The 13,257-nt window shown below is 60.6% G+C and carries 8 protein-coding genes; 6 read left to right on the forward strand and 2 right to left on the reverse strand.

From position 1 onward, the window contains the following. The first annotated feature begins 27 nt into the window (after window positions 1-27). The gene (locus FFI16_RS18420) at window positions 28-750 is read left to right on the forward strand and encodes a glycerophosphodiester phosphodiesterase (protein WP_065929188.1); all 723 of its coding nucleotides are present in this window, start codon (window positions 28-30) and stop codon (window positions 748-750) included. Window positions 751-792: 42 nt separating this feature from the next. On the opposite strand, the gene sthA is transcribed toward FFI16_RS18420, so the two are convergent. Then, window positions 793-2,187 (reverse strand): Si-specific NAD(P)(+) transhydrogenase, encoded by a 1,395-nt coding sequence (gene sthA, locus FFI16_RS18425; protein ID WP_003189670.1) that lies wholly within the window; start codon window positions 2,185-2,187, stop codon window positions 793-795. 235 nt (window positions 2,188-2,422) lie between these two features. On the opposite strand from sthA, the gene FFI16_RS18430 reads away from it, so the two are divergent. After that, window positions 2,423-2,965, forward strand: coding sequence for a chalcone isomerase family protein (locus tag FFI16_RS18430; RefSeq protein WP_138816223.1), 543 nt, complete (start codon window positions 2,423-2,425; stop codon window positions 2,963-2,965). A 213-nt stretch (window positions 2,966-3,178) separates the two neighbouring features. Further along, window positions 3,179-4,477 carry an MFS transporter gene (locus FFI16_RS18435; RefSeq protein WP_138816224.1) on the forward strand — a complete coding sequence of 433 codons (1,299 nt, stop codon included), beginning with the start codon at window positions 3,179-3,181 and terminating at the stop codon, window positions 4,475-4,477. A 161-nt stretch (window positions 4,478-4,638) separates the two neighbouring features. On the opposite strand, the gene FFI16_RS18440 is transcribed toward FFI16_RS18435, so the two are convergent. After that, complete coding sequence (locus tag FFI16_RS18440; RefSeq protein ID WP_138816225.1) at window positions 4,639-6,102, reverse strand: glyceraldehyde-3-phosphate dehydrogenase; 1,464 nt, start codon at window positions 6,100-6,102, stop codon at window positions 4,639-4,641. A 341-nt stretch (window positions 6,103-6,443) separates the two neighbouring features. Here FFI16_RS18440 and mfd point away from each other — a divergent pair, with 341 nt between their 5' ends. The 3 genes from mfd to FFI16_RS18455 are packed head-to-tail and all read left to right on the forward strand — an operon-like array spanning window position 6,444 to window position 13,174. Continuing rightward, complete coding sequence (gene mfd, locus FFI16_RS18445) at window positions 6,444-9,893, forward strand: transcription-repair coupling factor (RefSeq protein WP_138816226.1); 3,450 nt, start codon at window positions 6,444-6,446, stop codon at window positions 9,891-9,893. An 11-nt stretch (window positions 9,894-9,904) separates the two neighbouring features. After that, window positions 9,905-10,474 carry a CsiV family protein gene (locus tag FFI16_RS18450; RefSeq protein ID WP_017137427.1) on the forward strand — a complete coding sequence of 190 codons (570 nt, stop codon included), beginning with the start codon at window positions 9,905-9,907 and terminating at the stop codon, window positions 10,472-10,474. Window positions 10,475-10,483: 9 nt separating this feature from the next. Then, a complete protein-coding gene (locus FFI16_RS18455; protein WP_138816227.1) occupies window positions 10,484-13,174 on the forward strand; it encodes a DEAD/DEAH box helicase in 2,691 nt (896 codons plus the stop codon). Window positions 13,175-13,257: the final 83 nt, after the last annotated feature.

Below are 13,257 nucleotides of genomic sequence, written 5' to 3' on the forward strand. Positions count from 1 at the left end.
CAGGCTACCTGGCGCAAAGGAGCAACTGTGACCCTGATTTACGGCCACCGCGGTGCCAAAGGCGAAGCACCGGAAAACACCCTGACCAGCTTTCAGGAATGCCTCAAGCACGGTGTACGCCGTTGCGAACTGGACCTGCACCTGTCCATGGACGGCGAGTTGATGGTGATCCACGACCCGACCCTCAAGCGCACCGCCGACCGGCGCGGCAAGGTCGTCGAGTATTCAGCAGCCGACCTGGTAAAGATGGACGCGCGCAAAGGTGGCCCAGGCTGGGTCAAGCCGTGCCCGATTCCGCGCCTGGAAGAACTGTTCGAACAGTGCAACTTCGATCACTGGCAGCTGGAAGTCAAAAGCGCCTCGCGCACCCGCGCCGCGACCACCGTGTTGGCGATCCGTGAGATGGCCGTGCGCCATGGCCTGATGGACAAGGTCACCGTGACCTCAAGTTCGCGGGAAGTATTAAAAGCAGCAGTGGAACTCACCCCGGACCTGTCACGCGGCCTGGTGGCCGAATACGCCTGGCTCGACCCGTTGAAGGTCGCGCAGAACTACGGCTGTGAGTACCTGGCATTGAACTGGACGCTGTGCACCCCCGAGCGTCTGGAAAAAGCCCAGCGCCAGGGTTTGCACGTGTCCGTGTGGACGGTCAACGAACCTGCGCTGATGCGCAGGCTCGCCGACTTCGGCGTAGATAGCCTGATTACAGACTTTCCCGGTTTGGCCACTGCCACCCTCGAGAATTACTGAAATCGGTCTCCCCGGCCGGCTCAGGCCACCGGCCGGAGCCGCTCAAAAAAGCCGGTTGAGGCCGTCGTAGGCCGCTACCCGATAGGCTTCGGCCATGGTCGGGTAGTTGAACGTGGTGTTCACAAAATACTTGAGGGTATTTTGCTCACCCGGCTGATTCATGATCGCCTGGCCGATGTGCACAATCTCCGAGGCCTGGTAGCCGAAGCAATGCACGCCGAGCACCTCAAGGGTTTCACGGTGGAACAAAATCTTCAGCATGCCTTGCGGCTCACCGGCGATCTGCGCACGCGCCATGCTTTTGAAGAACGCCTTGCCGACTTCGTAAGGCACCTTGGCCTTGGTCAGTTCGTGCTCGTTCTTGCCGATCGAGCTGATCTCGGGAATCGTGTAGATCCCGGTCGGCACGTCGTTCACGTAGCGCCAGCTGCCGTTGTCGACGATGCTGCCGGCGGCCGAACGGCCCTGGTCATGGGCAGCACTGGCCAGGCTCGGCCAGCCGATCACGTCACCGGCACCGTAGATGTTCGGTACGCAGGTGCGGTAGTTCTCGTCCACTTCGATCTGGCCACGGCTGTTGACCTTGACCCCGATGTTTTCCATGCCCAGCTTGTCGGTGTTGCCGGTACGGCCGTTGCACCACAGCAAGGCGTCGGCCTTGATCTTCTTGCCGGACTTGAGGTGCAGAATCACCCCGTTATCCAGGCCTTCGACCCGCTCGTACTCTTCGTTGTGGCGCACAGTGATGTTGTTGTTGCTGAAGTGGTAGCTCAACGCCTGGGAGATTTCCGAGTCGAGGAAGCTCAGCAACTGGTCACGGTTGTCGACCAGCTCCACCAACACGCCCAAGCCGCTGAAGATCGAGGCGTATTCACAGCCGATCACGCCGGCGCCATAGATGATCAGTTTGCGCGGGGTGTGGCCCAGGCTCAGGATGGTGTCGCTATCGTAGATACGCGGGTGGTGGAAATCAATATCGGCTGGGCGATACGGGCGCGAACCGGTGGCGATGATGATGTGCTTGGCCACCAGTTTTTCGACCACGCCGTTGGCGCAGACCACTTCGACGGTTTGCTCGTCGGCGAAACTGCCGGTGCCGAAGAACAGGTCGACGCGGTTACGGGCGTAGTAGCCGGTACGCGACGCGACTTGCTTGGAGATGACTTTCTCGGCGCTTTTAAGCACGTCCGGGAACGAGAACCAGCGCGGCTCACCAATGGCCCGGAACATCGGGTTGGTGTTGAACTGCATGATCTGGCGCACCGAGTGACGCAAGGCCTTGGACGGGATGGTACCCAGGTGGGTGCAGTTACCGCCGACCTGGCGACGGCTATCGACCATCGCCACCTTGCGCCCCGCTTTGGCGGCGTTCATTGCCGCACCTTCTCCAGCCGGGCCGGAACCCAGTACCACTACGTCGTAGTTGTAGACAGCCATGCGTACTCCTCAGAACAGGCCAGGCGTACGGTTGGACGCCTGGCTAAATCATGCCGCGGCCAGCGGGCATGAAGGAAATTTTTGGCTCAAGTGTGTGAGCCGGGGCACAGTCTATATAAGCCTCAACGCCGCGCACATTAACCCTTGGTCGCGTCGTAGGCCAGTCTTGCCTTTACTACAGGAACAGCAAACTGGCATTACACTGCTGACACGCACCTTCGCAGGCGGGGCCATTATGCGGCATGTGCTTTTCTGTTTAATGATGATTTTTTCGCTTGCGGTGCATGCCAATGAGGCGGATCGGCTCAAACAGGCTGGCTTCCCGGCGCAGTCTCATGAACTGGCGCTGAAAAACCAGGCGGTGCTGGTGTATCTCTGGGCGGATGTGTACGCAGCCGCGCTGTACGCTCCAGCGGATATCAGCGCCAAACAGGCCTGGGACCAGCGAAAGGCTGTGCGCCTGGCGCTGTATTACTTTCGCGACATCGACCGCAATGATGTGATCAAGGCCGCTACGGCCACCCTCGAGCGCCAGCAAAGCGCTGCAACCCTCGCCCGCCTGAAGCCCGAGCTGGACCAACTGCACGCCAGTTTCCGCAACATTCGTAGCGGTGATCGTTATGCCCTGGATTTTCACCCTGGGCGTGGGTTGAACCTGCAGATCAATGAGCAGGTGGTGTTCAGCAGCCGTGATGATGAATTGGCAAAGGCCTACCTCGGTATCTGGCTGGCACCGAAAGGCCTGTCGGACAGCCTGCGCAACTCCCTCCTGAATTAATCACCGCCCCGAAAAACACCCAATAACCCCTGTGGGAGCTGGCAAGCCAGCTCCCACATTTGATTTTCGTTGCCCTCGACAACTGCGCATTTAGTCAGCTTGCTACCAATATTTATTGCCGGTGGTGGCCAATACACATATGGTTACAAAACAGCAGCAAGGACGAGTAATGACCAGGGATCACTAATAAGACAGCCAAAATGAGTGCATGACATGTCCACCACAACGGGCAAAGGCAAGGCGATTTTTCGCGTTGTCAGCGGCAACTTCCTCGAAATGTTCGACTTCATGGTCTACGGCTTCTACGCCACGGCCATCGCCAAAACCTTCTTCCCCAGCGACAGCGCCTTCGCTTCGCTGATGCTATCGCTTGCGACCTTCGGCGCAGGCTTTCTGATGCGGCCACTGGGCGCAATCTTCCTGGGTGCCTACATCGATCGCCACGGCCGTAAAAAAGGCCTGGTCATTACCCTGGCCATGATGGCTGCAGGCACCATCCTCATCGCCTGTGTGCCCGGCTATGCCACCCTGGGCGTCGCGGCGCCGTTGCTGGTGCTGTTTGGCCGGTTGCTGCAAGGCTTCTCTGCCGGCGTCGAGCTGGGCGGTGTGTCGGTGTACCTGGCGGAAATCGCCACGCCAGGCCGCAAAGGCTTTTTTGTCAGTTGGCAGTCCGCCAGCCAGCAGGCTGCGGTGGTGTTTGCCGGTTTGCTCGGCGTGGGCCTCAACCACTGGCTCAGCCCTGAAGAGATGGGCGACTGGGGCTGGCGCGTGCCGTTCCTGATCGGCTGCCTGATCGTGCCGGTGATCTTCGTGATTCGCCGCTCGCTGGAAGAAACCCCAGAGTTCCAGGCACGTAAACACCGCCCTACCCTGCAGGAAATCGTGCGTTCGATCGGCCAGAATTTCGGCATCGTCATTGCCGGCATGGCGCTGGTAGTGATGACCACCGTGTCGTTCTACCTGATCACCGCCTACACGCCGACCTTCGGCAAGGCCGAACTGCACCTGTCTGACTTCGATGCATTGCTGGTGACGGTGTGCGTGGGCATTTCCAACTTTATCTGGCTGCCGGTGATGGGCGCGGTGTCCGACAAGATCGGGCGCAAACCCTTACTGCTGGCGGCGACAATTCTGGCGATTCTCACGGCGTATCCCGCGCTGTCGTGGCTGGTGGCGAATCCGAGCTTCAGCCATCTGTTGATCGTGCTGCTGTGGTTGTCGTTCCTGTATGGCTCGTACAACGGGGCGATGGTCGTGGCGCTGACCGAGATCATGCCGATTGAAGTGCGCACCACCGGGTTCTCGCTGGCTTATAGCCTGGCGACCGCGACCTTTGGTGGGTTTACGCCGGCGGCCTGTACTTATTTGATCCATGTGCTGGATAACAAGGCAGCGCCGGGGATTTGGCTGAGTGGCGCGGCGGTGTTGGGGTTGATTGCGACGTTGGTGCTGTTTAAAGGCAATCGGCATGAACTGCGGACGGCGCAGGCTTCGGTGGTTGGCGGCGCCTGATAGTCCGCTATCGCAGGCAAGCCAGCTCCCACATTTGACGGTGTTCACAATTCAAATGTGGGAGCTGGCTTGCCTGCGATGAGGCCCTGACATTCAATACAAAACCAACAGACACAAAAAAGCCCCGAACCAGTCGGGGCTTTTTCATTTACTGCTGATGCTTAGCGCGGGAATGCTGGCGGGTTAACCCCGGCCATGTCTTCCATCACACGAACCACCTGGCAGCTGTAACCGAACTCGTTGTCGTACCAAACGTACAGAACAACGCGGTTGTCCTGGGTAATGGTCGCTTCAGCGTCCACTACACCGGCGTGACGCGAGCCTACGAAGTCGGTGGACACCACTTCCTGCGAGTTAACGAAGTCGATCTGCTTATGCAGGTCGGAGTGCAGCGCCATGTAGCGCAGGTACTCGTTCATCTCTTCGCGGGTGGCGGCTTTCTCAAGGTTCAGGTTGAGAATGGCCATCGACACGTTCGGCGTCGGTACACGGATAGCGTTACCGGTCAGCTTGCCGGCCAGCTCAGGCAGGGCCTTGGCAGCAGCGGTGGCGGCACCGGTCTCGGTGATCACCATGTTCAGCGCGGCGCTACGGCCACGGCGATCGCCTTTGTGGAAGTTGTCGATCAGGTTCTGGTCGTTGGTGTACGAGTGAACCGTTTCAACGTGACCGTTAACGATGCCGAACTTGTCATTCACAGCCTTCAGCACCGGCACGATGGCGTTGGTGGTGCAGGAAGCAGCGGACACGATCTTGTCGTCAGCGGTGATTTCACCGTGGTTGATACCGTGCACGATGTTCTTGAGCTTGCCCTTGCCAGGCGCAGTCAGCACAACGCGGTCGATACCCGGGCAGGCCAGGTGTTGGCCCAGGCCTTCGGCATCACGCCATACGCCGGTGTTATCCACCAGCAGGGCGTCCTTGATGCCGTACTGGGTGTAGTCCACCTCGGCCGGGTTCTTCGCGTAGATCACCTGGATCAGGTTACCGTTGGCGGTGATGGTGTTGTTTTCTTCGTCGATGACGATGGTGCCGTTGAACGGGCCGTGTACCGAGTCGCGACGCAGCAGGCTGGCACGCTTGGTCAGGTCGTTCTCGGCGCCTTTGCGCACCACGATGGCACGCAGGCGCAGGCCGTCGCCGCCACCGGTTTTTTCGATCAGGATGCGCGCCAGCAGGCGGCCGATACGACCGAAGCCGTACAACACCACGTCGGTGCCTTTGCGGGCAGCGGCGTTTTGCTGGCCAACCACTTCGGCCATTTCTTCACGCACGAACTGCTCGGCGCTGCGGCCGGCACCTTCTTTGCGGAACTTGTAAGCCAACTTGCCCAGGTCTACCGAAGCCGCGCCGAGCTTGAGCTCGCTCATGGCTTTAAGCAGTGGGAATGTTTCGTGGACGGAGAGTTCGCTGTCGTCGGCGGAACGGTGACGCGCAAAGCGGTGCGCTTTGAGAATCGCGATGACAGACTGGTTGATCAGGCTGCGGCCATAGATCGAGCTCACCACATTGTTATTGCGGTACAGCTGACCGATAAGCGGAATCATCGCTTCAGCGAGTGCTTCACGGTCGATCCATTCACCAAGACACTGGTCGGGCTTCTGAGTCACGGGAACCTTCCACATGTAGGGGCAGAAAAAAGGGGCTACATTATGTCGTCCGACTGCCCGTTGAGCAATGCGCCGACCGCAACAAAAAGCCCTTGCAAAAAAAATACCACCCGGCTACAGGCCAGTAAATACGCGGGTTCCAGAAGGCCACCCATGCCGCGATAGTGCCAACTTGTCCGTAACCCTCCGAAACATCCGCGCAAAATGGCACTACATATTGAGTCAAAACCCTCGATTGTTTGTCTTAGCCACTACATTTCCTGCAAACCGTAATAGGCTCAGTCAGCAACTGACAGGCGGCACCTTGGGCCGCTACAATTACCGACTTTGTCGCAACGCTTGGAGCTCAACCTTCCGTGCCCGTTCTGCGTCTACCGCTTCTCCCTGCTGCGGCAGGTAAACAGCACTGGGGCAACCTGCCCGGTGCCGCCCTGAGCCTGGCCATTGCCGAGGCTGCCAGCGCAGCCAAGCGCTTTACCCTGCTGCTCACCGCCGACAGCCAAAGTGCCGAGCGGCTGGAGCAGGAGCTGAGCTTCTTCGCCCCCGATTTGCCGGTGCTGCATTTCCCCGACTGGGAAACCCTGCCCTACGACCTGTTCTCGCCGCACCAGGACATCATTTCCCAGCGTATCGCCAGCCTCTACCGCCTGCCGGAACTGGCCCACGGCGTGCTGGTGGTGCCGATCACCACGGCCCTGCACCGCCTGGCGCCGACCAAGTTCCTGCTCGGCAGCAGCCTGGTGCTGGATGTCGGCCAGAAGCTCGACGTGGAGCAGATGCGCACGCGCCTGGAAGCCAGCGGTTACCGTTGCGTCGACACCGTGTACGAACACGGCGAGTTCGCGGTGCGCGGTGCGTTGATCGACTTGTTCCCGATGGGCAGCAAACTGCCGTACCGCATCGACCTGTTCGATGACGAAATCGAGACGCTGCGCACCTTCGACCCGGACAACCAGCGCTCCATCGACAAAGTAGAGTCGATCAAGCTGCTGCCGGCGCGCGAGTTCCCGCTGCAAAAAGACGCGGTCACGCGCTTCAAGGCGCGCTTTCGCGAACGCTTCGACGTCGACTTCCGCCGCTGCCCGATCTTCCAGGATTTAAGCAGCGGGATTACCCCGGCCGGTATCGAGTACTACCTGCCGCTGTTCTTCGACGAAACCTCCACGCTGTTCGATTACCTGCCCGCAGACACCCAAGTGTTCTCGCTGCCCGGCATTGAGCAGGCCGCAGAAAACTTCTGGAACGATGTGCGCAACCGCTACGAAGAGCGCCGCGTCGATCCGTCACGGCCGTTATTGCCACCCGCCGAGTTGTTCCTGCCGGTAGAAGACTGCTTCGCCCGCCTGAAAAACTGGCCGCGCGTGGTTGCCAGCCAGCAGGACGTGGACGCCGGCAGCGGTCGTGAGCGTTTCCCGGCGAACACGTTGCCGGATTTGGCGATTCAGGCCAAAGCCACCCAGCCACTGGAAGCGCTGTCGAATTTCCTTGGTGATTTCCCAGGCCGCGTGCTGTTTACCGCAGAGTCCGCCGGCCGTCGCGAAGTGCTGCTGGAGCTGCTGGAACGCCTGAAGCTGCGGCCGAAAACCGTCGACAGCTGGCCGGACTTTGTGAAAAGCAAAGAGCGCCTGGCAATCACCATTGCGCCACTGGACGAAGGCTTGTTACTGGACGACCCGGCGCTGGCACTCATCGCCGAGAGCCCGCTGTTCGGCCAGCGCGTGATGCAGCGCCGTCGCCGTGAAAAACGCGCCGACGCCAACAACGACGCGGTGATCAAAAATCTTACCGAGCTGCGCGAAGGCGCGCCCGTGGTGCATATCGACCACGGCGTGGGCCGCTACCTGGGCCTGCAGACCCTGGAGATCGACAACCAGGCCGCCGAATTCCTCACCATGGAATACGCCGAAGGCGCCAAGCTTTACGTGCCGGTAGCCAGCCTGCACTTGATCGCACGCTATACCGGCAGCGATGACGCGCTGGCCCCACTGCACCGCCTGGGCTCCGAGACCTGGCAGAAAGCCAAGCGCAAGGCCGCCGAACAGGTGCGCGACGTGGCGGCCGAGCTGCTCGACATCTATGCCCGCCGTGCCGCACGCGAAGGTTATGCGTTCGCCGACCCGAAAGCCGACTACGCCACGTTCAGCGCCGGCTTCGCCTTCGAAGAAACCCCCGACCAGCAAACCACCATCGAAGCGGTGCGCGCCGACATGCTCGCACCCAAGCCGATGGACCGCCTGGTCTGCGGCGACGTGGGCTTCGGCAAAACCGAAGTGGCCATGCGCGCAGCCTTTATTGCCGTGCACGGCGGCCGCCAGGTAGCGATTCTGGTGCCGACCACCCTGCTCGCCCAACAACACTACAACAGCTTCCGCGACCGTTTTGCCGACTGGCCAGTGACGGTGGAAGTGATGAGCCGCTTCAAGTCCGCCAAGGAAGTGAACGCCGCCATCGCCGATTTGGCCGAGGGCAAGATTGATATCGTGATCGGCACGCACAAACTGCTGTCGGACGATGTGAAGATCAAGAACCTGGGCCTGGTGATCATCGACGAAGAGCACCGCTTTGGTGTGCGTCAAAAAGAACAGCTCAAGGCCCTGCGCAGCGAAGTCGACATTCTTACGCTCACCGCGACGCCGATCCCACGCACGCTGAACATGGCCGTGTCGGGCATGCGCGACCTGTCGATCATTGCCACGCCGCCGGCGCGGCGTTTGTCGGTGCGCACCTTTGTGATGGAGCAGAACAAAAGCACGGTCAAGGAAGCGCTGTTGCGTGAACTGCTGCGCGGCGGGCAGGTTTACTACCTGCACAACGACGTGAAGACCATCGAGAAATGCGCCGCCGACCTCGCCGAACTGGTGCCGGAAGCGCGCATCGCCATCGGCCACGGGCAGATGCGCGAGCGCGAACTCGAACAAGTCATGAGCGACTTCTACCACAAGCGCTTCAACGTGCTGATCGCCTCGACCATCATCGAGACCGGCATCGACGTGCCGAGTGCCAACACCATCATCATCGAACGCGCCGACAAATTCGGCCTGGCGCAGTTGCACCAGCTGCGCGGCCGTGTGGGCCGTAGTCACCACCAAGCCTATGCCTACCTGCTGACACCGCCGCGCCAACAGATCACCTCCGATGCCGAAAAGCGCCTGGAAGCGATCGCCAACACCCAGGACCTCGGTGCCGGTTTTGTACTGGCCACCAACGACCTGGAAATCCGTGGTGCTGGCGAACTGCTCGGCGACGGCCAGAGCGGGCAGATCCAGGCGGTGGGCTTCACGCTGTATATGGAGATGCTCGAGCGCGCGGTAAAAGCCATCCGCAAGGGCGAACAACCGAACCTCGACCAACCCTTGGGCGGCGGCCCGGAAATCAACCTGCGTTTGCCGGCGTTGATTCCCGAGGACTACCTGCCGGACGTGCATGCGCGGCTGATTCTGTACAAGCGCATCGCCTCGGCCACCGACGAAGAAGGCCTCAAGGACCTGCAGGTGGAGATGATCGACCGTTTCGGCCTGCTGCCCGAACCGACCAAGAACCTGGTGCGCCTGACGCTGCTGAAATTGCAGGCCGAACAGCTGGGTATCAAGAAGGTCGACGCCGGGCCACAGGGTGGGCGCATCGAGTTCGAGGCACAAACGCCGGTGGACCCATTGGTGCTGATCAAGCTGATTCAGGGCCAACCCAACCGCTACAAGTTCGAAGGGGCTACGCTGTTCAAATTCATGGTGCCGATGGAGCGTGCCGAAGAACGCTTTAATACCCTGGAGGCGCTGTTTGAGCGCCTCATCCCGAAATCTGCTTGAAGGACGCCCCCATGCGCCTGTTCCGCATTCTGAGCTTAGTGTTGGTGGTGGTCGCACCTTCGGCGTTTGCCGACAGCCCGTACCTGGTGGAAATGATCCTGGTGCGCCAGAACGCCGAGCCGGTGATCAATAGCCGCGCTGCGCCGGAAAACTGGGATGCCGGCGCGGCGCGGCTGCCGACCGACAAGCTCAGCCCTCCGCGGCTGGGCAACATCGTCGACAAGCTCAGTGCGGATAACAGTTACACGGTATTGCTGCACCGCGCCTGGGATCAGAACCTCGGTGAACAACCGGTGAAGCTGGCCATTACCGACGGCCAGGAGCAGTTCGGCCAGTTCCCCATCGAAGGCACGCTGAACCTGCAACTGGGGCGTTTTACCGATATCGACGCGGACTTCTGGATCAACCAGTTCGACGCCAACGGCAGCGTGATTGCCAGCGAACACTTGAGCCAGCAAGACGTGCGCACCAAGAACAACCAACTTAATTACCTGGATGGCGGCCACTTGGCGCTGCTGATCAAGATCACGTCGCTGACCGCCAAACCACCCAGTGCGCCACCGCCCGACATTCAGGACTGATCCAGCGCCATGCCCCTGACGTCGTCATTGACCAAACCCCTGGCCCCTTCGTGGGCCAATCGCTTTAAAGAGCAAAGCCTTGAGCGCGGGCGGCGCTACGCCCTGGAAAACCGCGTGCGCATCGTCGAGTCCGGCGACAGCACCATCATCGCCAGCTGCGAAGGCTCGGGCGGCAATGTTTACCGACAAACCATCTCACTGCGCGAATCGGCCAAGGGCACGCTGATCCTGGTGGACAGCCGCTGCACATGCCCGGTACACACCAACTGCAAACACATCGCGGCAGTGCTGCTCAAGGTCCAGGAAACCCTGGCCTACCCGGCCGCCGCGCAAGATGCCGAGCTGTTGGAAAAGCTCCAGGCCGTGCTGGATAACCGCGTGGTGCTACCACAAGTGGTCATTGAAGATGTACGGCCGGTGCCGCGCCTGTGGCTGGCCAGCGTGGAGTTCAGCGCGTTTGAACCGCGTAATGGCAAGATGCAGCGCTATATCCAGCACCGTGCGGCGCTGTCGTTCAATTACCTGGGCAACTATGTCAGCGGGCAGAAAAACGCCGACATCATCGTGCGCCAGGAAACCCAGAGCCTGCGCATCAAGCGCCATCCGGAGCTGGAGCAACCCTATCGCGAACAACTGCGCCTGCTCGGCTTCAAGATCGCCACGCGCCAGAGCAAGGCGTTGCCGGAGAGTGCCGGCGAGCTGTTCGAACTGGTCAATGACAGTGCGTGGCTGAACTTCACGCTCAACGCCTCACCGACCTTGCGCGCCGAGGGTTGGGAGCTGCAAATAGAAGAAGATTTCGGTTTCGACCTTAGTGCCGTCGATGACTGGTACGCCACGGTCGATGAAGGCCCGGAACGCGACTGGTTCGACCTGGAGCTGGGGATTATCGTCAATGGCGAGCGCCTGAGCCTGTTGCCGATTCTGCTCAATCTGATGCGTTCGCACACCGAAATCCTCAACCCGGAAAAACTCGCCCGGCGCCGTGACGACGAGCTGATCCTGGTGAATATTCCCGGCCTGCCCAACGGCCACGGCCCGCTGCAAGTGGCGTTGCCCTACGGCCGACTCAAGCCGGTGCTGGCCACCCTTGGCGAGTTTTACCTACAGGAAACCGGCACCACCAGCTTGCGCCTGGCCAAAGCCGACGCCATTCGCCTGAACCCGCTGGAAGACCTGCCACTGCAATGGGAAGGCGGCGAGAAGATCCGCAACTTCGCCCAACGCCTGCGCGACATCAAGGACTTCACCTGCGTGGCGCCCGAGGGTTTGAACGCGACCTTGCGCCCGTATCAGCTGGAAGGCTTGAGCTGGATGCAGTCGCTGCGCCAGCTCGATGTGGGCGGGATTCTCGCCGATGACATGGGCCTGGGCAAAACCTTGCAGACCCTGGCGCATATCCTCAGCGAAAAAGCCGCCGGGCGCCTCGACCGGCCGTGCATGGTGGTGATGCCCACCAGCCTGATTCCCAACTGGCTGGATGAGGCGGCGCACTTCACACCGCAACTGCGGGTGCAGGCGCTATACGGCGCTGGCCGTAAGAAACATTTCGCCAACCTGCAGGACTATGACCTGCTGCTGACCACCTACGCGCTGCTGCCCAAAGACATCGACACACTCGCCGCCCAGCCCTTGCATGTGCTGATCCTCGATGAGGCCCAGTACATCAAGAACCCCAACAGCAAGGCTGCCCAGGCCGCGCGCGAGCTCAATGCGCGCCAGCGCCTGTGCCTGAGCGGCACGCCGCTGGAAAACCACCTGGGTGAGCTGTGGTCGCTGTTTCACTTCCTGCTGCCGGGCTGGCTGGGTGACGTCAAAAGCTTCAACCGTGATTACCGTGTGCCCATCGAAAAGCGCGCCAGTGAGGTGCGATTGCAGCACCTCAACGGTCGGATAAAACCCTTCCTGCTGCGCCGCACCAAAGAGCAGGTGGCTACCGAGCTGCCGCCCAAGACCGAGATCATCCACTGGGTCGACCTCAACGAAGCCCAGCGCGACGTGTACGAAACCATGCGCCTGGCGATGGACAAGAAGGTGCGCGACGAAATCACCCGCAAGGGCGTGGCGCGCAGCCAGATCATCATTCTTGAAGCGCTGCTCAAGTTGCGCCAGGTGTGTTGCGACCTGCGCTTGGTCAACGACGCCACCCTGCCCGCCCGTGGCAGCAGCTCGGGCAAACTCGACAGCCTGCTGGAGATGCTCGAAGAGCTGTTTGCCGAAGGGCGCCGGATATTGTTGTTCTCGCAGTTCACCTCGATGCTGAGCCTGATCGAAGCCGAGCTGAAAAAACGTGGCGTGCCCTACGCGTTACTCACCGGCCAGACCCGCGACCGGCGCACGCCAGTGAAGGATTTCCAGAGCGGTAAGCTGCAGATTTTTCTGATCAGCCTGAAGGCGGGTGGCGTCGGTTTGAACCTGACCGAGGCCGACACCGTGATCCACTATGACCCGTGGTGGAACCCGGCGACGGAAAACCAGGCGACCGACCGTGCGTACCGCATCGGGCAGGAGAAGCCGGTGTTCGTCTACAAAATGATCGCGCGAGGCACGGTGGAGGAGAAGATCCAGCACCTGCAGAAGGAAAAGTCTGACCTGGCGGCAGGCGTGCTGGATGGTCGCACGACCGGGGATTGGCAGTTGGGTAATGAGGATATTGAGGCGTTGTTTGCGCCATTGCCCAACAAGCAAGAGAAGCGCTGACGGTTAGATCGCTATCGCAGGCAAGCCAGCTCCCACCTTTGATTTGTGAATACATTCAAGGGTGGGAGCTGGCTTGCCTGCGA

The organism is Pseudomonas sp. KBS0710 (assembly GCF_005938045.2).
Classification (GTDB): domain Bacteria; phylum Pseudomonadota; class Gammaproteobacteria; order Pseudomonadales; family Pseudomonadaceae; genus Aquipseudomonas.